Annotated in this window: 21 protein-coding genes; 1 reads left to right on the forward strand and 20 read right to left on the reverse strand. The window is 54.4% G+C overall.

Translation table 11 applies throughout. The annotated features are described in order from the left end of the window. Positions 1 to 61: 61 nt before the first annotated feature. From C173_RS19110 to C173_RS19135, 6 genes are all read right to left on the reverse strand, one after another. On the reverse strand, positions 62 to 976 hold the full coding sequence (locus tag C173_RS19110; RefSeq protein ID WP_036727447.1) for a phosphotransferase: 915 nt from the start codon (positions 974 to 976) through the stop codon (positions 62 to 64). A 202-nt stretch (positions 977 to 1178) separates the two neighbouring features. Further along, positions 1179 to 1490 (reverse strand): hypothetical protein, encoded by a 312-nt coding sequence (locus tag C173_RS19115; protein WP_036727449.1) that lies wholly within the window; start codon positions 1488 to 1490, stop codon positions 1179 to 1181. Positions 1491 to 1613: 123 nt separating this feature from the next. After that, positions 1614 to 3308: an oleate hydratase gene (locus tag C173_RS19120; protein ID WP_036727450.1), complete on the reverse strand. Its 1695-nt coding sequence runs from the start codon at positions 3306 to 3308 to the stop codon at positions 1614 to 1616. A 130-nt stretch (positions 3309 to 3438) separates the two neighbouring features. Continuing rightward, the gene (locus tag C173_RS19125; RefSeq protein ID WP_036727452.1) at positions 3439 to 4047 is read right to left on the reverse strand and encodes a TetR/AcrR family transcriptional regulator C-terminal domain-containing protein; all 609 of its coding nucleotides are present in this window, start codon (positions 4045 to 4047) and stop codon (positions 3439 to 3441) included. 84 nt (positions 4048 to 4131) lie between these two features. Then, positions 4132 to 4860 (reverse strand): metallophosphoesterase family protein, encoded by a 729-nt coding sequence (locus tag C173_RS19130; protein WP_235191951.1) that lies wholly within the window; start codon positions 4858 to 4860, stop codon positions 4132 to 4134. A gap of 136 nt (positions 4861 to 4996) precedes the next feature. Further along, positions 4997 to 6592 carry a sigma-70 family RNA polymerase sigma factor gene (locus tag C173_RS19135; RefSeq protein WP_036727454.1) on the reverse strand — a complete coding sequence of 532 codons (1596 nt, stop codon included), beginning with the start codon at positions 6590 to 6592 and terminating at the stop codon, positions 4997 to 4999. 286 nt (positions 6593 to 6878) lie between these two features. Here C173_RS19135 and C173_RS32950 point away from each other — a divergent pair, with 286 nt between their 5' ends. After that, a complete protein-coding gene (locus tag C173_RS32950) occupies positions 6879 to 9062 on the forward strand; it encodes a YDG domain-containing protein (protein WP_051478178.1) in 2184 nt (727 codons plus the stop codon). A 107-nt stretch (positions 9063 to 9169) separates the two neighbouring features. Here the strand turns inward: C173_RS32950 and C173_RS19145 are convergent, their stop codons facing one another. The 14 genes from C173_RS19145 to C173_RS19210 form a co-directional block, all read right to left on the reverse strand. Further along, entirely contained in the window at positions 9170 to 9709 is a 540-nt protein-coding gene (locus tag C173_RS19145; RefSeq protein WP_036727456.1) for an RNA 2'-phosphotransferase, read from the reverse strand. 337 nt (positions 9710 to 10046) lie between these two features. Beyond that, on the reverse strand, positions 10047 to 10802 hold the full coding sequence (gene sigF, locus C173_RS19150) for an RNA polymerase sporulation sigma factor SigF (protein WP_036727459.1): 756 nt from the start codon (positions 10800 to 10802) through the stop codon (positions 10047 to 10049). Between the two features lie 11 nt (positions 10803 to 10813). Beyond that, positions 10814 to 11269: an anti-sigma F factor gene (spoIIAB, locus tag C173_RS19155; RefSeq protein ID WP_036727460.1), complete on the reverse strand. Its 456-nt coding sequence runs from the start codon at positions 11267 to 11269 to the stop codon at positions 10814 to 10816. Then, entirely contained in the window at positions 11266 to 11619 is a 354-nt protein-coding gene (spoIIAA, locus tag C173_RS19160; protein ID WP_036727462.1) for an anti-sigma F factor antagonist, read from the reverse strand. The genes spoIIAB and spoIIAA overlap by 4 nt, the downstream gene beginning before the upstream one ends. 172 nt (positions 11620 to 11791) lie before the next feature. After that, complete coding sequence (locus C173_RS19165; protein ID WP_081751241.1) at positions 11792 to 13030, reverse strand: D-alanyl-D-alanine carboxypeptidase family protein; 1239 nt, start codon at positions 13028 to 13030, stop codon at positions 11792 to 11794. 132 nt (positions 13031 to 13162) lie between these two features. Beyond that, complete coding sequence (locus tag C173_RS19170) at positions 13163 to 13588, reverse strand: hypothetical protein (protein ID WP_051478179.1); 426 nt, start codon at positions 13586 to 13588, stop codon at positions 13163 to 13165. A gap of 88 nt (positions 13589 to 13676) precedes the next feature. Further along, positions 13677 to 14687, reverse strand: coding sequence for an acyltransferase family protein (locus C173_RS19175; RefSeq protein ID WP_036727464.1), 1011 nt, complete (start codon positions 14685 to 14687; stop codon positions 13677 to 13679). Between the two features lie 466 nt (positions 14688 to 15153). Further along, complete coding sequence (locus C173_RS19180) at positions 15154 to 16116, reverse strand: ABC transporter ATP-binding protein (RefSeq protein ID WP_036727466.1); 963 nt, start codon at positions 16114 to 16116, stop codon at positions 15154 to 15156. After that, the gene (locus C173_RS19185; protein ID WP_036727467.1) at positions 16113 to 17090 is read right to left on the reverse strand and encodes an ABC transporter ATP-binding protein; all 978 of its coding nucleotides are present in this window, start codon (positions 17088 to 17090) and stop codon (positions 16113 to 16115) included. Before C173_RS19185 ends, C173_RS19180 begins: the two co-directional genes overlap by 4 nt. 108 nt (positions 17091 to 17198) lie before the next feature. Beyond that, a complete protein-coding gene (locus tag C173_RS19190; protein ID WP_036727469.1) occupies positions 17199 to 18479 on the reverse strand; it encodes a M20 family metallopeptidase in 1281 nt (426 codons plus the stop codon). Positions 18480 to 18604: 125 nt separating this feature from the next. Then, a complete protein-coding gene (locus tag C173_RS19195) occupies positions 18605 to 20206 on the reverse strand; it encodes an ABC transporter substrate-binding protein (RefSeq protein ID WP_036727471.1) in 1602 nt (533 codons plus the stop codon). A 142-nt stretch (positions 20207 to 20348) separates the two neighbouring features. After that, positions 20349 to 21245, reverse strand: coding sequence for an ABC transporter permease (locus tag C173_RS19200; RefSeq protein ID WP_036727473.1), 897 nt, complete (start codon positions 21243 to 21245; stop codon positions 20349 to 20351). Between the two features lie 30 nt (positions 21246 to 21275). Further along, positions 21276 to 22286: an ABC transporter permease gene (locus C173_RS19205; RefSeq protein WP_200869572.1), complete on the reverse strand. Its 1011-nt coding sequence runs from the start codon at positions 22284 to 22286 to the stop codon at positions 21276 to 21278. Between the two features lie 241 nt (positions 22287 to 22527). Further along, positions 22528 to 23100, reverse strand: a 573-nt coding sequence (locus tag C173_RS19210) for a PucR family transcriptional regulator (RefSeq protein WP_036727490.1), incomplete at its 5' end; no start/stop codon positions are given.

A 23100-nucleotide genomic window follows, 5' to 3' on the forward strand; every position in this document is an offset into this window, starting at 1 on the left:
AAGAAAACCGCCTTCGTTGAAAAGGCGGTTTATTGCTATCGGCAGTAATGAAATAATGAGCCTAATCAGACAGTGCCCGCATGATGTTGGATTTCGCCTCTGCCGCAATCGCTTCATTCCCGTCATCGACGGCTTGCATTAAGATCAGCATGGGGATGTATACCGCCATCAGCCGCGCCAGCAGCTTCGTCTCCTCGTCCGCTCCACCGTACGTTTCGAAAAACACACCGCGGGCGTAAGGTGGTAAAAAGCTATAAGCAACGCTCAAATCACAAGCCGGATGGCCTACGCTCAGATCGCCCCAATCAATGATGCCGGAGACGATCCCGTTCTCATTCACAAGCATATTTTTGAAATGAAGATCGCCATGCAGCAGTGCATTCACCGCCTCGACACGGTCCTTTTGCAGACTGTTAATATACGCTTCGATCACACCGGACTCCTCCGGCGACAAGTGTTCAACCACCTTCGATAGAAAGCCCTCCAATTTCACTTTGCGCGATGCTATGTCCGTCAAGCTTCGATGATCTTGCTGAACTCCGCACTTCAGCGCCGCCTGCACCGGGAACTCATGCAATCTCCGCAAAAATGCCGCCAGCGTCTCTGCCGATAAAGCCCGGCGCTCTTCCGTCAAACCGATTGGGAAATCTCCTGGCACGTGGGCATAGCCAAGAAATGGTGCCGGGTATTCGTCACTTGCTTCGCCATAAAACAACGGTTTCGGATAGGGGATGGTCAAATATGCCTCCAGCTTCGGCAGCAGCTTCCCTTCCATACGAATCGCGCCAACTGCAAACGTTCTTCTTGGAAACCGGAACACGTACTCGTCACCGATGAGAAAAACCGTATTGTCCCAGCCCCAGCCCAATCGCTTCACTTGCTTCGATGACAGCTGAGGGAATTGTCTTCCGATCAGCGTCCGCGCCTGCTCTTCGTTAACCTCCCACTCCGCATCCCATACATTCGTTCCTCCCATGAATTGTCTGCCTCCTTGTTCCTTACTTTACTTATCCGAATACGTTCACGCCCAAGTACGCGAGAGTTCTGCTCTTGAATTTCATCAATCGCTCAACAAATTTTAACACAGCCATATTTTTAAAAACAGCCTATCCTCCCGGCTCCATCCTGTTAGAGATGTAGCTGGAGCATAGGCTGTCAGATTGGCTGTTAGTTGAGTTCTATACATTCTGAAGCGTACCGCCGAATATTTTGCGGATGTACCCTTGCAGCTTGCCGATATGCGGTACGAAGAGGCTTTTGTCATACACATAATTGGATTGGGTTACCAGCTGTGAATAGAGCAGGAAGAGGATGGCCGCGAGCTCCCGGTCAATCTGCCGCTCATGCTCCATTAGAGCATACGTCTCATCCAGCGCCTCATAGAGCTGAAGCAGAGCCGCCTCATTAATGATCTTACGGCGCAGCGGTACAAGAATATCTGTAGCAATAGCATCAATCCGCAGAATAACAGCCGCCAGTCTCTCGTTCACACTATTCTCCTCCTGCAATGACTGAATGGTTAAGCGCTTGCTTATTACCATCCTATGTCTGCCGGACCCCAGGCATGCCTGGGCAGCGGAATCAGCTACCTCGTGTAATCCTCGTATTCGTCTCTAGACCATTTTAGAGAGTACCGTTCCCGCCAGCAGCTCCCCAAGTGTCTTATCCAGCGGCAGCGGCTTGTTGCCCAGGCAGGTGCGGAGCGCGGTCAGCAGTACCCGGACATCATATTTGCTCGGATGGACGGGAATCACTTCTTTTTCCAGCTTCAAAAGCTCATATACAGCCATCATCGCGGAACGGACCGAATACTCCACCGTGAACACGCAGTCGTCCGGGACTTCGGCGAACTGGCCAAGGAAGCCCAAATTCACACTGCCCTGAGGCACGACCTGCGGTCGGTCACCGAGAGCGCGCGGCATGAACTGCGCAGTGATATAAGGCATCATACAAGGGATGACGTTAGTGGTATGCTCCAGTATCTCGGGAATACGGTCAACAAGTCCCATATGGTAGCACAGTTCCTCCAGCAGCTCGCGTCCGGTGCAGTCGCTCATTTTTTTCTTGATATAGTCGCCTTCGGCATCCGGGAACAGGCCATACGCCCACAGCACCTTCACATTATCCGGCTGGTTGATGAAGTGAGGCTGCTTCGGTGCGGTCCAGGACATCATCCAGCTGGAGTCTTTGATCGTAACTACACCGCCCATGCCGGGAGCGTCACCCGTCAGTTCCAGCAGATAAGGGAATACAATCTCATCATCGGTAAAAGTCATTGTGAACGACAGCCATTTGGACTTGTCGATATCCCCGCAGAACACTTCAGGGCGGCCGAAATCCGGGGATTTGGCAGCAAGCTTCTCCCAGAGGCTCCAGCACCCGCGTTCAGTAACGGACCGGTTCAGCACCGCCGGGTGGTCCAGATCGCCAAGGGTAGAATTCTCTGTCATTGAGCCGTTCGTGACCATGACCAGATCCACGCGTGTCACCGGAATCGTCTTCGGGGAACCATTAACCTGCACCTGAATCGCGGTTACAACCTTCTCATCACCGTTGATACTAAGCTCCAGATCCGTAACCTCATGCCCTTTGTCAAAATGAACGCCCTCACGCTCCAGCCATTTCATCAGCGGCAGGATCAGCGAGTCGAACTGGTTGTATTCGGTGTGCAAAATTCCTTTCAGCTGGTTCATCCCCGAGATCAGGTGCATGAACCGCTCCATATAACGCTTGACCTCCACCACACTATGCCAATTCTCGAAGGCGAACATGGAGCGCCAGAAATACCAGAAATTCGTCTCCAGAAAGCTCGGGTCAAAAAACTGCTCAATCGTCACCGTGCCCAGTCTCTCTTCGGTAGCCAGCGTCAGCTTGCCTAATTGCAGCGCATGTGCGGTAGAGAGTCCAAGCGATGAGAAGTCGGCGGGGGTGCCTTGCTTTTCGACCAGACGGCAATGCGATTCAATCGGTTCCGCCAGGTTCAGCTCCCGGAATTCATCCAGCACCGTCCGGTCCGGATTGGTCAGGGAAGGGATGAAGCCGAACAGCTCCATGAAGCACTCGAAGTGCTCTTCAATCTCGCGTCCGCCCCGGGCGCTGTAACCGTCCTTGGCATTGCCTGCCCCGTCCATGGAGCCGCCGTATATAGATGATTGCTCCAAAATATGAATATTCCGGCCGGGCATATGCCCGTCACGGATCAGGAATGCCGCTGCCGACAGGGAACCGATCCCTCCTCCGACGAGATATGCCTTGCGTGAAGCGATGCCTTCCTGTACCTGCGGATGAATTCTTTGATATGTACCCATGTGTCCTCTTCCTTCCTTGATCAGGGGATAAGTGCCTGCTAACTGCCTTCACTATAACCGCCGTGAACCAGGGATTCTATGGACAGCCGGACGCAACTGTCTAGGGATTACACATCCGCCCGATATTGTGTCATGACTTCACCGGATGAACTGCAGACTGATAATGCTCAAGCCCCCGGGCAATGCATCCGTCCATAATCCGTGATACCTTGTCCACCACTCCGGCCGGATCTGTATTCGCCCCGGCTCTGAGCCAGTGGATCACCTGTTCAAGGATGGCCAGCGTGTAGAAATCGGCTATATCGAGTCTGGCCTGCATTCTCACAGGCTCCGGAATCTGCTCCTGTCCCGGCCACGCCTGCCCGTCCAGCTCCTCCACTACGCTGATCATGACGCGGTAAATTACCCCGTACAGGAATTGCTCCAGATGCTCACGTCCCAGCGAATGGAAGGTATTCAGACAGATGGTTTTGTTATTTACGGTGTAACGCAGGACGCTTAAGAATCCTTGCTTCCAGCCCGCCCAGCAGCAGTATTTGTCCAGTCCTTCAATCACTTCTGACTTGTAGATCCAGCCGAGCAGCTCATAGATATCCTGAAAATGATTATAAAACGTATGGCGGGTCACCCCGCAATCCGCTGTGAGCTGCTGGATCGTTATTTTGTTCAGCGGCCTTGTGAGCATAAGCTTCTTCAGCGACCGGGCTAACGCGTTCTTCGTTAAGAGTGAACTCGACATCTCTGCCTCCTGAACTCTCGGATTTGATATTCCAATTATAACCAATTAGGAGTTAGTTTTCATCCCGTCTGCTCGCAGCTCTTGTTACTCCCGCTCCCCCAGCTTGACAGCATAGGTCTTGTATCCTGCTTCGCTAATCTCAAGGCAGTTCAACTGCTCCCCGTACACGCAGCCGCCGTCGATGCCAATTTTGTCGCCCAGCGGACTGAACCAGACTCCTGCGCCGTCCTGCAGATCTACCGTAGAGGTATGGCCGAAGACGACCGTCTTCTCCGTAGAAGTAACAGGATGATTGTAGAAAGGCTCCCGAATCCAGATAAAATCATACTCCCGCTGGGTCCGCCAGTCGGCAAGGGAAGGATCAATGCCCGCATGAACGAACAGATGGGTCTCCGTCTCATAGTAGTAGGGCAGCGAGCCCAGGAAATCCAGATGCTCCTTATACTCCGTACGCATGAACCGCTTCATCTCCGTATAATCCCTCCAGCCTGAATCCGGGTGCAGCAGCACCGAATCCCGGCCTCCGCAATAGCTCAGCAAAGTATGGAAGCCCCCATTCGTAATCCAGTGGGTATCCCGCTTATCATCCTCTCCCGCCAGCGCATCACAGGCCATCTGATCATGGTTGCCCCGCAGCACAATAACCCCCTCTGCTTCAGCAAGCCGCTTCACCTGCTCCACGACCGCTCTGCTGTCCGGCCCTCTGTCTACATAATCGCCCAGCAGGATCAATTGATCCTTGGATGGGTTATACTCCGCCCGGCGGAGCAGCAGGCTGAATTCCTCTATACAGCCGTGAATGTCACTGATCACTAATGTTCTGATGCCGCTCTCCTCCTTCTTCACTTGTAACTGTCTTGACCTGGAGTATTCATTATACTATATAGGCATAAAAAAGAGGTTCACCCGCCAAGCGTTCAGCTTAGCAGGGAAACCTCCTGGTTACATTCTATTCCATCCGCGCGGATGGCGGGTACTGTACCGGCCGTTCCGCAGCACGGTCCCAGCGCCAGAGGGCGTCATGCCCCTCCAGATGCAAACCGCCGTACCATTCATCGATACTTTGCAGCTGTAGCCGGTCAGCTGCTCCGGCCAACACCTGCTCTCCCCATGCAGTCAGCGTAACGCTGCGATTCAGGAATTCCGGTACTTCCCTGTAATCTGTTAGCTCTGCTACACCATCGATCTCAAGCAGAGGTTTCGTCCCGGCCGTCAGTGTGCGCAGGATCTTCCAATATTCCGTATCGCCCATGCCAAGCCGGTGCAGCTCATCCGTCACCTGCCGGAACAGCTTAAGCGGCGTGTCCATTCCATTAGCCACGGCTTGAAGGGTGGTCTGTTCGACGATCCCGAGACCATTCTCTACGGAAGGCAGGCGGGACAGATGGGCCATGAAGGCGTCATAGGCAAAAGCAAGTGCGCCCCCCGCCAGTTCCTCCCGCTTCGCCGCAAGCAGGTCCGCGAGCTTCCGGGGATCGGAAGCGGCATAGGCCTCCCACAGCAGGCTTCCCAGCTGCAGCTCCTTGCGGCCGATAGTCCGCCAGGTTCCCGGCAGGGTACTCAGCTGAGCTTCCGTCAGCTGTCCCAGACCATGGAACAGCTCAATCCCGGGGAATTCTCCGATGCAGAGCAGGCTCAGCTTCGTGTTGCCCAGCTTTTGCCCATTGAACCAGTGTAATAGATAGGCCAGCATACTCTGGTCGAACAGATCATGCTCGAACCACAGCACCACCTCATCATACTGGCGGAATCCGCTAATCCTCCGCTCCTGCTCCGCACAGCCTGCCATATATTCAGCCGCCGGAATGCCCATCGTGGCCTGCAGCACCTCAGCCCGCAGCTGCTGATTCTGCTCTGCCGACGGATCTATGAATATCGGTCCAGCCGAATAGATCTCTCTCCACACCAGCACCTCCCCCTGGACAATCCCCTGCTTCAGCTTATCTCCCACCGTGTCACCATTCACAATATGCAGCATTCGCTGTCCTCCCTCATGTAACAAATGAAATGCAGCCGCCAGATCGACAACAGGCAATGCCCCCTTCAGCTTGCGTCTGCCGTCATACAGCCTTTTCTTCAGCGTAGCAACGGAAAGGCCCAGATACACGGAAATCTCCTGAAGCGAGTACCCGTAGAAGTAGAACAATTGCAGCGGTACCCGCAGCTTGGCAGACAATTCCGACACTGACCTGTGGAGCACCTGCGTCCATTCTCTATGTTCGGCAATCTCCGCAACCCCTGGAGAAGAGCCCGCGACATGCACCGCCGCCTCTAGAGGCAGCAGGGCTTGACGCTTACGCCGCAGCAGCCGGTGACACTGTCTGACCACAATGGTTTTGAACCATCCCGGAAACGCCGCAGGCTCCTGCAGGCTGGCAAGATTCATATATGCCTCCAGCAAGGCTTCCTGTACCGCGTCTTCCGCAAGCTGCACATCCCCGAGCATATCGTAGGCCACTACGTAAGCCATCCCCCGCACATGCCCGCTAAGCTCCCGGAAGGCTTCGGCATCGCCCTTCTGCGCCTTTTCAATCCAATGCAGCATACGTCTGCAAACCTCATTTCTGTATTTTTATCGTGTTCTAATGATAAGTGCCGGTCCGGGAGGAAAAGGTTACAAAGAGGGTGCAGAATGTATTGACCAGTGTTAGATTTATATTTTGGTAAATTAAATTTGCAATGATTATATTTATTTAAATCAATTTCGAATGATATGTGTTACTATTATTTCATTTAGCCAAGCTCGGAGGCCAAAACTGTTGCCCGGAGGATATTAAGTGATACCCACGGCCTATGTCAGCGAAGATAATACACTTTCAGGAGGCAAAACATTGAACCATACACCGGGCAAGCTTTTTCTCTCTACACTAATGATAGTAACTGCACTATATTCTTCTGCCGGAACAGCTTTTGGCGCAGCAGCTCCTCAATTAACTGGAATCACAGGCCACTGGGCACAGAATGAAGTTACCGACTGGGTTGACAAAGGGCTCATTCAGGGATACGCCGACGGCAGCTTCAAACCGGACAATAGTCTGAAAAGATCAGAGTTCATGGCGCTCATCAACCGCTCCTTCGGATTCACCGAGACAGCACCTGTTGCCTATAAGGATCTCTCTACAAGCAACTGGGCCTACACCGAGGTTGCCAAAGCCGTGAAAGCCGGATATATCAGCGGATATTCAGATGGTACCATCGGTACCGGCAAGACGATCAGCAGACAGGAAGCCGCAGTGATCATCAACCGGTTATTGAAGCTGGATGCAGCGCAGACCGGCGCTCTTTTCAGCGATTCCAAGGATATTGCCGCCTGGGCTGTGAATTCGGTAAATGCCGTAGCCGCAGCAGGAATCATGAAAGGGTATTCCGATGATAACAGCTTCAAGCCCGGCAGGGAAATTACCCGTGCGGAAGCAGTAGTATCCTTAACACGGACCAAAGCTATTGAGGAGGCTCCGGCCAATACTCCTGGAAATGGTGGAGGCACCCCTTCAGCAACCATCTCTCCAGCAGCTAGTCCAACTGCCACACCAACTGCTACACCTACGCCTGTCCGGAGCACCTATGTCCCTTCCGATCCAACGGCTGCGCCTACAGCTGCACCAGTACCTACAGATATACCAACACCTACACCTGCAACTACGCCGACGCCTACAGTCACACCTACGCCTACACCAGCACCTACTCCTGATCCGGGTGATACGTCAGCCCCTCTACTTACCAGTGTGACCCTTGGAGCGGTTACTGTAGGAGATAATGTATACGGAACAAGCAACGAAGCGGGTTATTTGTATCTGGTCCCCTCCACAGTGGCCGTAACGACAACGGGTCTGGAAGATTCTGTTCATGCCGCTCTGGGTAAAAAGCTGGCGGTAACCGCCTCCGTCTATTCCCCGCTGAATACGCAGGGTCTGCCTGCCGGTCATTATATTGTGTATGCTGTAGATGGCTCCGGCAATATCTCGGCCCCTTCCAGCACGATTGAGGTTAGAGCGATTGAACTGACTATAGGGCTTCCCGCCTCCTTGACGGAGTCCAAAACCTATGACGGCACTGCCTCAGCAGCAGTAACCGCAAATTCGCTGACCGGTGTGCTTAGCGGTGACGATGTTGAAGTGCTGGCCTCTGCTACCTACAACAGTGCAGCGCTTGGGGTGAACAAGACTATAACCGTTACCTACACATTAAGCGGAGCACAAGCAGTCAGCTATCTTGCACCCGCTCCCTATATCGTGAATACGGGCAGCATCGCACTCCATCCATTAACCATCGAAGCTCCGAATTTGACCTTGGCGAAGTTCAAGGACGGAACCACGGCAGCGGCGGTGACTCCCGGACAGCTTATTGGGGTAGTTCCCGGGGAAAATGTCACTGTGAGCGCCGTTGCCAACTATGACACATCATCCATTGGGACGAACAAGACCATAACTGTAGTCTATACACTTAGCGGAGCAGATGCAGGCAACTATATTGCACCTGTGAGCTACATCACCACCAATGGCGAGATTGACCGGGATCAGATCACACGCTCCAGAGTCTATGACGGAACTACCGCAGCGGCAGTGATTGTCGGTACGGTAACGGGAAATTATGAAGGAGATGATGTGACCGTGCATGCTGCCGGAACCTATGACACTCCTAACGTGGGTGTGAACAAAATCATCACCATCTCCTACACCTTAACAGGTATAGACGCAGGCAACTACGATCCGCCAGTCACCTATACCATAAGCACAGGTATAATCACTGCCTTGCAGTTGGACATTACAGCACCAGTGATCACAGAATCCAAGACCTACGATGGAAATACATCGGTCCAGATCACCCCGGGTACTCTGACCGGAGTCATTCCTGGCGATGATGTTACCGTCAGTGCAACAGCAACCTACAACGATGCTGCTGTCGGCAGCGGCAAACTCATCACTGTGGTCTACACCTTATCCGGCGAAGACGCCGGGAACTATTTTGCACCCGGTAATTATATGATTTCAACAGGTGCGATTGTAGCGCCCTAAGAAGAGATTTGTGAACATATGGTAAAAGATAAAAGCGTCCCGCGAGCCGCGAACCGGCTGGCCTGGGGCGCTTTTTGTTATGGTTGGCTGTGGCTGGTTAGCGTAGGCTACAAGTCAGTAATGAATTCGGGCGGAATATAGTCCGCGAGCCAGATATTATGATTTCCGTGGTAAAACTTAATTCCTTCCTGTGCGGCCCGCCCGGCATCTATGGCTAAGATTACAGGACTTGAATCCTTGCGTCCTCCCACCAGCTTGGCTGTATCCGTATCCACCGAGAAATGAACATACTGCCTCTTCATCGGTTTCAGTCCTTCGTGCAGAATCGTCTCCACCCATTGCCTGGCTGTACCGTGGTACAGAATAGGGGGCGGCGTTTCAGCCTGCTTGATTATTTTTTGCGGGACCGAGTGACCATATAGCGCCCTTATTCTGCCCTCCGCAAGCTCATGCCGCTGCTTATCCGATGCTGCGATCATTTTGTCCAGATCCTCTGCACCGACTGTGTCCCACTTCTTGTCCTGATGCAGCGAGTGGAGCAGCTGTTCAATATCCACCCACCCCTGTTCATCCAATTCCAGTTCATATTCCCACGGCGCGTGACGCAGGGCGTAGGAGACCTCTTTGCTGAGCTTCGCATAATCCATTGAGTTTAGCCCTCCATAGTCATTTTGCATTGTTGTTAGTATTCAAAATCATCGATTGTTACGAGTTTAGCCTAGTTTAGCATATGTGAAGCCGCTGGTATAACCGTGCGCTAGACCATCGGGGGGCTGAGTCCCGTTAGTACAATAATCGGCAGTGGGGTGCATGGTCTCACTTTGAGCGCACGCAAAAAGCCGCCCCTCTAGGGGGCGGCCCCCTTGCACCCGTCACTGTACATCACATACTTAACTCTTGCTAAGCACCACAGCTAACCCGACTGCTGTATCGAACTTACTGAGCTGCGGCAGTATCAGCCGAGACGCGCTGTAACTTCCACCGCTACTGCGCAATCTGCTCGCGGATGTTCGCGAGGATCTTCTTCTCCAGCCTCGACACCTGCACCTGCGAGATGCCGAGGCGGCTTGCGACTTCCGACTGGGTCTGATCGCGGTAATAGCGCAGATACACGATCAGACGCTCGCGCTCGGTTAGCGCACCGATGGCCTCGTTCAAGGCCAGCTTGTCGAACCAGCGCTCCTGCGACTCGTCGGCGATCTGGTCGATCAGTGTGATCGGATCGCCGTCGTTCTCGAAGACGGTCTCGTGGATCGAAGTCGGCGGCTTGTTGGCTTCCTGGGCGAAGACGATTTCTTCGGGCGTGACGCCCAGCGCTTCGGCCACTTCACCGATGGTCGGGAGGCGGTCGAGCGTTTTGGACATCTCATCCTTCATCTTGCGCACCTTGTTGGCCATCTCCTTCAGCGAGCGGCTGACCTTGAGCGTGCCGTCATCGCGGAGGAACCGCTGGATCTCGCCGATAATCATCGGCACCGCATAGGTGGAGAACTTGACCTCATAGCTGAGGTCGAATTTATCAACGGACTTCAGCAGTCCGATACAGCCGATCTGGAACAAATCATCCGGTTCATATCCGCGGTTCATAAACCGCTGCACCACCGACCAGACGAGGCGGATATTGCAGTTGACCAGCGTGTCGCGGGCCGTATGGTCCCCGGCTTGACTGAGCGCGATTAGACGTTTGACCTCCGCATCGTCCAAATAGGTCGGCGGAGCTTTTTTTGATTCTGCATCCATGGCTCCAACCCCTAATTGTATAAAGCTTTTTTCGAGACGATGGTTTTCTTCATGGAGATTGAGGTTCCGCGTCCCGGTTCGCTGATAACCTCGAATTCATCCATGAAATTCTCCATAATGGTGAAGCCCATACCTGACCGCTCCAGCTCCGGCTTCGAGGTATACAGCGGCTGCTGGGCCAGCTCCAGATCCTCAATGCCCCGGCCCTTATCCTCAATGGTCAGATGCACGGTCTCATTCTCAAGGGAAGCGGATATGCTGACAACACCTGCGGGATCACTGTCATAACCGTGAATAATACAATTGGTGACAGCCTCCGAGACTACCGTCTTCAAGTCATTCAGCTCCTCCATCGTCGGGTCGAGCCGGGAGACAAAGGCAGCCACTACCACACGCGCGAACGATTCATTCTCCGACAGCGCAGCAAACTGGACACTCATGAAGTTACGAGCTTCGCTACTAGTCATAACGCGACCTCCAAATCCGAGAGTGCAGCGCTCTCGTCGTCATATAGGGGCATGATTTTGAACAGGCCCGACATTTCCAGCAGGCGCTTCACAGGCGCTGTGGCATCGCAGACTGCCATTTTGCCGCCCTTACTGCGGATCAGCTTGTACCGCCCCAGAATCACTCCGAGACCCGAGCTGTCCATGAACTGCAGCTCCTTCAGACTCAGGATCAGATGCTCCACCTGGCCCCGCATAATCGCTTCATCCATATCCATACGTACATAATCGGCTGCGTGATGGTCCAGTTCCCCGGACAACCGGACAATCAGCACACCCCGGTGATGCTCCATCTCCACATGAGAATTCATGCTTGCCACTCTCCTCTTCGTTGCTTGGACAACCGCCCTGTAACTATTTCTTTCCCCTACAAGGACAAGGTTTCTACACCGCAATTGAGGATTCCTGCCTCACGACAAAACTAGAAGAAAACCCCTAAGAACTTACACAAAGCCCCTGGTTCAATCTACAAAATGCAAGAAATTAATCATTCGTAAACATAGCGCCTGTTGCCCGCTTGAACAGCTTCCACCAGCCCGCCTTGGCTACCGTTTCGCCTGCCTTCAATTCGTATTCCTTCAATACATCGTTCCCCTGGTAGACTACCAGCTTGCCGACCGTCTGGCCTTCGGCCACCGGAGCCTTCACCTGCTCATTCAGCACCAGCTCATGGCGGATACCCTCCTGGGTTACTCCTTTGCGGAGCAGGACACTATAGTCTTCCTTCGCCACAAGCGGCAGCTGCGACTTCACGCCCTTCTCAATCCTCACCGTGCCGATGGTGTCGCCTTCCTTGTGAATCGTATGCAATTTATATTGGGAAAAGAGGTAGTCGAACATCGCCGAGACCTCGCTGTTGCGGGTCTTGGTGTTCGGCTCGCCCAGCACCACCGCTACCGCGCGCAGGCCGTCTCTGGCCGCCGTCGCCGACAGGCAGAATTTCGCTTCGGACGTATATCCCGTCTTCAGCCCGTCAGCGCCCGTGTAGAACCGCACCAGCTTGTTGGTGTTGACCAGCCAGAACGGCTTGGTGGAATCCTTGCGCAGGTAATCCTGATAAGAGCCGGTGTATTTGATAATCTGCTCATGCTTCAGCAGCTCCCGGCTAATGACGGCAATATCATGCGCGGAGGAATAATGATTCGCAGCCGGCAGGCCGTTGCAGTTGGCGAAATGAGTATCCTTCAGGCCCAGGTCCTGCGCCTTCTGGTTCATGAGATCGACGAAGGCGCTCTCCGAGCCGGCGATTTTCTCCGCCATAGCTACGGAAGCATCATTGCCGGAGGCCATCGCGATGCCTTTCAGCATATCGTCAACCGTCATTTCCTCACCCGGCTCCAGAAAAATCTGTGAACCGCCCATCGATGCCGCATACTCGCTGGTCCGCACCTTGTCGGTCAGCTGCAGTTTGCCCTCGTCCAGCGCCTCCACCGTCAGCAGCATGGTCATAATCTTGGTAATACTGGCCGGCGGAAGTTTATCATGGCTGTTCTTCTCATAGATGACCGTGCCCGTGCTGGCATCCATCAGAATGGCAGAACGCGCCCCCGGCGCCAGCTCCGCAGCCGCCCCTCCGGCATTGCCGGAATTTGCGGTGCCTTTGGCTTTTTCCTCGGCCCAGGCTCCGGTAGCGCCTCCCAGAACCGATACAGCAATGCACAGCACAAGCGTTACATAACGAATTTTCCTCACAATGGTTCCCCTCCTGAACTTAACCTTCATTTCACAGGTACTGTGTTCCAGTTTCGTCAGAAAGGCAGGAAATTATTCCATTTCACGCACAAAAAAAAGAGCCTCCCCCGGTATCTTCACAGATACTTGAGAAAGCCCCTTTCCGGTACTGCTATGAATAGCTTAGCCGCCGATAGCCAAAGCGCTGAAAATAACAGGTCCCACCACTGTGGCAACGGAGCCGACATCCTGGTTCTCTACAATCAGCTGATAGTTCTGGACACCGGCCGGGACGTTGATATCTACCATATGCAGCGAGATAATACCATCGTCATTGAAATTCTCCTCCAGCTCTACCCGTGCATAGAAGATTTCGGTACCTGCCCGCCAGATGCGGACCAGCACATTGGGCGTATCCAGAGTAACATCCACGCCGATGGTGGCTTTCAGTTCCACCTTATTGGGGAAATGTCCTGGAACTGCGGGATCGATATACACCGATGTTCCTGCAATCTGTATACCAGCCGGAGAAATAGGAACAGGGATGGAGACCCCGTTAGTAATAGGTGTAACTACGGATGCGTTATAATCCAAAAGTGTTTTGGCCATGCGTTATCACTCCTTTTCATATTCTACTAAAGTATATGAAAGATATGAAAAAGAGCTTGTGCATTTCTATTACTAGTCCACCTATTTATTATCGTGCGTTGCTATAATTCACTGCCGGACGGCTGCCGCCCTTATGCCCGAGATACAGTCTGGACAATAGAGGAGAACGCACCGCCCAATTGGCGGCCAGCAGCGGCACCCCCACTCCGATCAGCGTAAAGGGCAACAGCCCGTAATCCGTCCCGAGGAGATATTTGAGCCCGTAATTCAAAGGCAAATGCAGGTACATGATCGCAATGGAGTTACGTCCCAGGCTGCCCATCCAGTCCAGCGGAACAAGCTTCGAGAGAAGGTACACAGCGGCGCAGATAGTCAATGAGATAAGCAGTGGCACGGCCAGATCGAGCAGCAGCGAAGTATACTCCTTGTATTTCATATTCAGGCTGTATTGAAGGACACCGGTCCGCTCCAGCAGCAGCACAAGAGCACATAACGGAAGCAGCACCGGCAGCGCCGAATAGCGGCGGATGAGCGCAGGGATCACCTGTTTGCCGTAGAATCCGATCGCATAATAAGTAATGGCGAGCAGGGACACATCTGCATTCCAGGGAAGATTGAAGTTCCTGAGCGCGGTCAGGGAGATGAGATGTGACAGGAGATAAGCAGAAGCGATCAGGAGAAATTGCGTGCGGCGGGAATAACGGACAATGTATCCGAAGAGCAGCTGTGTGAACAGCAGGCAGGTGATGAACCAGAACACCCCGTAAGGGCCCGTGAGCGACAATCCCCCGTAGAGCAGTCTCGCTACATTCTCGGCGAACCCTCGTATACTGAAGTTGAACAGCAGCAGCACGGAAGCAATCAGGAGTCCGTAGGCAAAATAGGGAGTCATCAGCCCCTTGGTCCGTTTGACCGCCCAGCCCAAATACCGCCCGGGTTCAACCGGCTTAAATACAAGTCCGCTAAGCATGAAGAACAAAGGCATCCGGAACCAGGACAGATAATGATTCGCTGCCGCATCGCCGGAGTGGCCCATTACTACAAAAATAATACTGAATCCCTTGGCGGCATCAATCCATAATTGTCGTGGTTTGTTCACGTTATCCTCCCATCTCCTCCCAAATCAGTTTTAATTTAATACAATTATAGAAGGGTTTATTTTTCTTTTCAAATTTCAATGAAATATTTCAGCGTTATTTCTGAAAGAATATTCACTTAACAACGGAGAAAACTCTGCAAAAATAAGTCATTCTGCCTAGACGGGGGACGTTGTCCCATCCGGGTAATAAATAGGGCTAAAGTGGCAGTGCGGTCCAGGGTGGGCTAGGGGGCAGCCTGTGAAAAGGTTTGAACGGATGGCTAGGATTACCTCCGTGCGAGTACAATGTATGCTGTTTACCGCATACATTTGGCCTGCGGTCTTCGCGCCAGCCAATTGTGTTCGGTTTTCCGCATACATTTGGCTCACGGCCTTCACTCCGGCTCATTATGTTCGGTTTTTCGCATCCAGCAAAAGCAAAAGGCCACCCGCTGCCGGATGGCCCCTCCTCACACTGCACATATGCTTAATACAAATGACAGGCCACCTGATGGCCTGAGTCCAGCTCCCGCAGCACCGGCGCTTCCGACTTGCAGCGGTCCATCGCATGCGGACAGCGGGGGTGGAAGGCACAGCCTGTGGGCGGAGTCTCAGGGTTCGGAACATCCCCCGTCAGGACGATGCGCTGCTTTTTCAGGCCCGGATTCGGTACCGGAACGGCAGACATCAGCGCCTGGGTATACGGATGCAGCGGCTTCGCGAAGAGTGCCTTCGTCGGCGCCAGCTCGACAATCCGCCCCAGATACATGACGGCCACCCGGTCGCTGATGAACTTCACAACCGACAGGTCATGCGAGATAAACATATAAGTCAGGCCGTATTGCTCCTGCAGATCCTGCATCAGATTCAGCACCTGGGCCTGGATGGAGACATCCAGTGCCGATACCGGCTCATCGCAGACAATGAACTTCGGATTCAGCGCAAGCGCACGGGCAATCCCGATCCGCTGCCGCTGGCCCCCGGAGAATTCATGGGGAAAACGGTGGGCCTGATAGGGGGACAGACCCACCACCTCCATCAGTTGCTCGACCCTGCTCTTCAGCTCGCCGGCGGGAGCCGATCCGTGGGTACGGAGCGGTTCCTCCAGAATGCGCTGGACGGTCCAGCGGGGGTCGAGCGATGCGTAAGGGTCCTGGAAGACCATTTGCATGTCGGTACGGAACTTGCGTAGCTGCTCGGTATTCAGGCTGCGCACATCGGTGCCGCCGAACATAATCTCGCCTTCAGTCGGCTCAATCAGCCGCAGAATGGCCCGTCCGGTGGTCGATTTCCCGCAGCCGGATTCTCCGACCACTGCCAGCGTCTCTCCCTGCTCTACGGATAAGGTTATGCCGTCAACGGCTTTGACTGCACCAACCTGCTTAGAGAAGAAGCCCTTGCGGATCGGATAATGCTTCTTCAGATTGCGCACTTCCAGTAATGTGGTCATAGAACCCCCTCCTGCTGCAGGATACAGCGGCATGTGTGGCCCGGCTGCACCTCAAGCAGCTCCGGGAGCTGCTCCCGGCAGCGGTCCACCGCTACCGGACAGCGCGGTGCGAACCGGCAGCCGGGCGGCAGGCTGGCCGGATTCGGCACCTGGCCCGGTATCGAGCTGAGGCGGTCCTCATCCCCTGCCAGCTGAGGCAGGGAAGCCAGCAGCCCTTGAGTATACGGATGCAGCGGCTGGCTATACAGGGTAGCCACATCTGTCTCCTCGACAATCTGACCCGCGTACATGATGACGACCCGGTCACACATCTCGGCAACGACCCCCAGATCATGCGTGATCATCAGGATTGACATGCCCTCGTTCTTTTGCAGATCCCGCATCAGATCAAGGATCTGCGCCTGAATTGTCACATCCAGCGCTGTCGTCGGCTCATCGGCTATGAGCAGCTGAGGATTGCAGACCATCGCCATTGCAATCATCACCCGCTGCCGCATCCCGCCGGAGAGCTGATGGGCATACTGCTGGGCAATCTTTTCCGGCCGGGGAATCCCTACCTTGCGCAGCATCTCCACCGCCCGCTCAGCCGCCTCCTTCTTGCTCAGCTTCAGATGGTAACGGGCGGATTCGGAGATCTGGCGGCCGATCTTGAACACCGGATTCAGCGAGGTCATCGGCTCCTGAAAAATCATCGCAATCCGGTTCCCCCGGATATTCCGCACCTCATTCATCGACATCTCCAGCATATCCTTGCCCTCGAAGCGGATCTGGCCGGAAGCAATCCGGCTGATCCGTTTGGGCAAGAGCTGCATGATTGAGAGTGAGGTAATGCTTTTGCCGCAGCCCGATTCGCCTACAATGCCCAGTGTCTCTCCCTTGCGCACTGACAGACTGATGCCGTCCACCGCACGGATTGTACCCGCCGCTGTCTGAAATTCGGTGCATAGCCCTGATACTTCCAGCAGTTCTGTCATGATTGCCCCTCCCTCCAGTACCCCACAAAGTGAAGTATTTGCTTCGATGATTAGTCAGGTACTTTGCGGGGACCCCAAAAAACTCCCTACAAAATATCCTTTTAAATACTATTTCTCTTCTTCTACACCCAGATATTTCAGCGCCGTTAAAGCATACACCTTCGCACACTGGATAATCTGCCAGACAGGAGCTTTCTCGTTGAAATTATGAATGGTGGACAGCTCGGCCGGGCCGTATTGCAGAACGGGAATGTTATGAGTGCGGAAATGGCGCGCGTCGCTAGAGGCCCATTGCAGCACACCGTAGGCTTCTTCCCCGCTCACCTCACAGATACTCTCAACCAGGTCCTTGACCACCGGCTCCTCATTGGAGGTCCAATTGGCATTGCCCTGGAAGCCGAAGCCCTTGACCTCGGATTCAATGCCGGCTTCAAGCAGCAGGGAGCGGGCACGGTCCAGCACATCCCGGTAGTCTACCCCGAATGGTACGCGGGAATCGACCTGAATGGTGCAGCGGTCCGCCACCACATTCACCTTGGTTCCGCCCTGGATCGTTCCGATGTTGACCGTCACATGGTCGAATACCTGGTAGGCAAGTGAATCTCTTTCTTCGCTGCCTTTCACATACTCCTGCGAGATGCGAATGATCTCCTGGACCTCCTCAGGCACTTCAACCTTAATGTCCCAAAGCCGCTGTAAGGCTTCAATCCCTTTGGCGGCCTTTACAATAGCACTGTCTCCAACCACTGGCGACAGGCTGCCGTGACCCGGTGTGCCTTCGACGGTGAATTCAAACCAGCAGCTGCCCTTTTGCCCGATGGTCGGGTTCAGCGGGCCGGAAGGCTCGGCAATCACAGCAGCGGTTCCGGTAATCAGGCCGCGCTCCAGCACCCAGGGAACCCCGAGATGACCGCCAGTCTCTTCATCTGGCACGATCAGCAGGGAGAGATCTCCTTTTAGCGGAACGCCCAGCTTCGACAGCAGTGCAGTGACGTAGATTAACCCGGCCAGGCCTGCTTTCATATCCGAAGCGCCTCTGCCCAGCAGATAGCCGTCCACGATATCGCCGCAGAACGGATCGAAATCCCAGCGCGAGCGGTCTCCCGCCGGAACGACATCGGTATGTCCGCAGTAAATCAGCTTTTTGCCGGTGCGCTCCTCCGCGCCTGCACCCAGTGTGGACACCAGATTGAACATGGTTTCGGTGGCCGGATAGATCGCCGTATCGATCCCGGCTTCTTTCAGATAACCAATAATATAAGCGCTGATCTCCCGTGAATCGCCCGGCGGATTCTCCGAAGGGTAACGGATCAGCTGAGAGCAGAGCGCAAGCAGTTCCTCCTGCCCGGCATCAATGGCCTCCAGCACCTTGCTTTTCCAGTCTGTCATGGGTTACGAATTCTCCTTTGTGTTCCAGGCTGCACGCCTTGCGGCTGGCAGGAGGAACTGTGAATTTGTGACAAAGAAGAGGGACAAGGCCTAAGGTCTGCCCGCTCTCTTTTAGCCAAACCTGCTTATTCTGTAATCGACAGCGGATAGAAGCGGATGACTTCGTCTGGATAGAAGGCGTAGCCGCTGATCTTGTTGCTCATGCCCACAATGCGGTTGTATTCGTAGAGATACGCCCAAGGTGCTTCTGTCGTGATGATCTCCTGAGCCTGCTTGTAGAGCTCTGTGCGCTTCGCCGTATCTGTCTCCAGGTTCGCCTGCTCCCACAGCTTGTCTACTTCAGCATTCTGGTAGTTGATGTAGTTGGAAGAGCCCTTGCCGTACAGCAGGAAGCCGAGGTGATAGCCGGGATCATTGACGAAGGAAGTCCATTTGGAGATATAAGAGGTCAGATTATTGGTCTTCTGCTGCTCCAGGAACTGGGCGCGGGCCAGCTTGTTGATCTTCATGTTGACTCCGATTTTGGCCAGCTCAGCCTGGATCAGGACCGCATCATCTTCCCAGTCATCGAAGCCGGAGCCCAGCGTGAAGTCGAAGTCAAAGCCCTTCTCATAGCCTGCTTCCTTCAGCAGCGCCTTGGCCTTGTCCAGATTGTACTCATACACATAGCCTGCATCGGTGAAGCCCGGCGTGTTGCTGGCTACTGCACTCTTCATCTGCTTGGCCTGGCCGTACATCACCCCGCTCAGCAGCTGATCGTAGGGAATCGCATAGTTGATCGCCTGACGGACTTTTACATTGTCGAACGGCTTGACTTTGTTGTTCATGGCGAAGAACAGAATCCGGTTACTTGCATTGGAAGCGACAGTCAGCGCCGAATTGCTCTCCAGGGTGGATACATCCTTCGGAGGAATCTCAATCGCCATGTCTACATCGCCCTTACCCAGCAGCAGCACGCGGTTCGAAGCTTCCTTGGTGAACTTCAGGGTTACCTTGCCGAGGCTTGGCGCACCCTGCCAGTAGCTGTCATTAGCTGTGAAAACAGCTTCGGTAGCCGGGTCCCACTTCGTAAGCTTGAACGGGCCGGAACCGGCGGCATTCGTCTTCAGGTAGTCTGCACCCTGTGCTTCTACCGTCTTCTGGTCCACGATGGAGAAGGTGTACATCGCCAGAATCTGCAGGAAATTATGATTGGCATTAGTCAGAGTAACTTCAACGGTCGAAGCGTCTTTTACCGTCACTGATTTAATTGAAGCCATGCCGTAGAGGAAGCTGCCGGAGCTGGACTTCGCCACACGTTCAAAAGAGTACGCTACCGCCTCGGCATCCACCGGATTGCCGCTCTGGAAGCTCACGCCGGATTTCAGCTTGAACGTATACACAGTGTTGTCAGCATTCACTTCCCAGCTCTCTGCGAGCATGGGCTTGATGTCTTCGGTATTGGCGATGCTGGCGCCATTCTCGGTCTTGATGCCGTAGGTGACCAGCTGATCATAAGCGGCCAGCACAAGCGTATCGGAGGTCAGATCATTGGCTTCCGCCGGGTCGAGCGTGGTGCCGCCCTCGGAATAGGCCACCGTCAGGTTCTTTTTGACCGGGGCTGCTGTTGCTGCAGTATCCGTTCCTGCCGAAGTGGCAGCAGGGGTCTGCGGATTGGCGCTGCTGGCGCATCCGGCAAGCATGATTGAAAAAGCGACGAGTGTGGACAACAGTTTAACTTTTTTCATCGATAATTCCTCCCTTTTCTATATCCTGCCTGCATAACAACTACTTGTGCTGCTGATGATTGTCTGCCGCTTGCGCTCCAGCTGACGTTAATCTATCTATTTCTATCGGGACGGGCGGCCTTGGGGGATTCCCCTGCTCGCCTCATTTCCCCGAACGCAACCGCGGATCAAGCACATCCCGGAAGCCGTCTCCGAGGAGATTGAAGCCTAAGATGGAGGTGGCAATGCCGAGGCCTGGAAAAGTAACCAGCCACCATTGCCCGGAAATGATATATTCCCGGCCTTCGGAGATCATCGCGCCCCATTCGGCAATCGGGGGTCTGACCCCCAGCCCCAGGAAGCTGAGACTGGACGCGGTCAGGATGGCGAAGCCCATCCCGAGCGTAGCCTGCACCATTAGCGGCGCCAGAGCATTCGGCAGAATATGCCGGTACAGAATGACTCTATCCTTCACACCAATGGCCCGGCTGGCTTCGATATACTCCTTCTCCCGCAGCGAGACCGTCTGGCCGAACATCAGCCGGGCGAATTCGGGGATGCCGACAATGCCGACGGCGATCATTGCGCTGCTGAGTCCGGCGCCGATCGAGGCGGCAATCGCCATCGACAATACCAGTGACGGGAAGGACAACAATACATCCATGACCCGCATGATGATGGTTCCGGTCCGGCCACCGTAGTAAGCGGCAATCCCGCCCAGCGGCATCCCGATCAGGAAGGAGATCGAGACCGCGATCAGGCCGGTCCAGATGCTGATCCGTGCGCCGTACAGCACCCGGCTGAGGATATCCCGGCCGAAGTTGTCGGTTCCGAACCAATGGCTGCCGGAGGGCGGCTGCAGCTTATTCGCCATATCTGTGACGAACGGATCATGCGGAGCCAGCCAGGGGGCAAAAATGGCTACCACGGTCCAGATCAGGATGAAGGTCAGCCCGATGGCCGCCAGGCGGTTGTGCAGCAGCAGGGATAATAGGGTCCGGGGCTTGGCCGGTGCGGGCTTCGCCGGGCTGCCCTGTGCTGAATGTGCTGCAGTGCTCACAAGCAATCTCCTCCTCTCACACAAGCTGTTCTATTCATAACGGATTCTCGGGTCAATGAACCCGTAGATCAGGTCGACCGCCAGGTTAATTCCGCAGTAGAGCACGGCACTGACCAGGGTGAACGCCTGGATCGGCGCGTAATCCGCTGCCAGTATGGAGTCGGTGACATAGCCGCCGATTCCCGGCCAGGAGAAGATCGTCTCCGTGATGACCGCGCCGCCCATCAGGAAGCCGAACTGGAGTCCGAGCACCGTTAGCGTGGGAATCAGCGCATTAACCAGTGCGTGCTTGTAGATGACGGCCGATTCCCGCAGCCCCTTGGCCCGGGCGGTGCGGACGAAGTCCTGATCGACCACCTCCAGCATGCTGGAGCGGGTCATCCGGGCGATGATCGCCATCGTACCGGTACTGAGGCAGATCGCCGGGAGCACGAGATGCGCGAGGCTGCTTTTAAGTGCAGCGGTGTCGCCGGAGAGTATACTGTCCAGCACGTACAGCCCGGAGATATGCACCGGCGGGTTAAGATCCCCGCTGATCCGGCCCATCGGCGCCGGTGCCCAGCCCAGAATGGAGTAGAAAATATAGATGAACATCAGTCCGAGCCAGAAGATCGGCACACAAGCACCTATCAGGGAAAATACACGCGAGATGTGATCCAGCAGCGATTCCTTACGGGTAGCGGCCACAATGCCTACCGGAATGGCGATTAGAATTGCAATCAGGATGCTGGCCAGGGTAAGCTCAATCGTAGCCGGGAAGCGCGAAGCCAGGTCGCTTGCGACCGAATGTCCGGTGTGATAGGCATAGCCGATATCGCCTTGCAGCAGTTGCCCGATGTAAGCGAAGAACTGGATATACAGCGGCTTGTCCAGCCCCATATCCTGGCGGATCTTGTTCACAATCTCCTCCGGAGCCTGCTCTCCGGCCAGCATAATCGCAGGATCGCCCGGCAGGACTCTCGACAGAATGAAGGTGATGACGATAATGCCGAGCAAGGCTGGAATCATCTGCACAAGTCTTTTTAATGTATAAGCAAACAATGAATCAACCCCCTTACGACTTCGACTGCTGTGCCTCTGTGACGGAATTCCGCTCTCATGTCAGGTAATACGTGTATGCTGTGTCTTATTAAAGTGTTGAGCTAATTCTACATAGAATTTCACAGCCCCTCTACGTCCCGTTCAGCTAAAAAAATGCACAACCGTTTGTCGATTGTGCACTATCAAGGACTATGAATGTTAGATTTACTCACACGACATTCCAGAAATCTTCCAAAGCGCCCTATTTTTCCTGGAGGTAATAGTAAATCAGGCACAAATGGCAGACGAACTGTTCGCGCGGATCATTCAGATCGAAGCCAGTGATATCCCGAATCCGCTCCAGCCGGTATTTGACGGAGTTGCGGTGGATATAGAGGCTGTTCGCCGTCTCAATCAGACTGCCCCGGCACTCCAGATAATGATAGAAGGTCAGCAGCATATTGCTGTCATGCTCCTGGTCATATTGCAGCAGCTTGCCCAGCTTGCGCTCGAACAGCTTCTCGAACCCCGGACCGCTCAGCCCCTCCAGAAGATGATAGACCTCCATCTCTTCGTAGCGGGTAATCCCGCCGGGGCCTTGTCCGAGTCTTCTGGAGATGGACAGCGCTTTGCGCGCCTCGTTATAGCTGGTGTGGATGTCCCAGAGATATTCCGAGGTGCCGATACCGCAGCGATAACTGCTTAAGCCTTCTGCCTTGTCCTGCAGCCAGCCGCTCAGCGTCTTCTCCCATGGCTCCTCCGCGTCACCGCCCGGCGTGAACCTGCGCCCCTCCTGCGTAGGCAGGAACAGCACCGCCCGGCTCGAACGGGACTC

The sequence above is a fragment of the Paenibacillus sp. FSL R7-277 genome, from assembly GCF_000517965.1.
GTDB classification, from domain to species: domain Bacteria; phylum Bacillota; class Bacilli; order Paenibacillales; family Paenibacillaceae; genus Paenibacillus_AQ; species Paenibacillus_AQ silagei.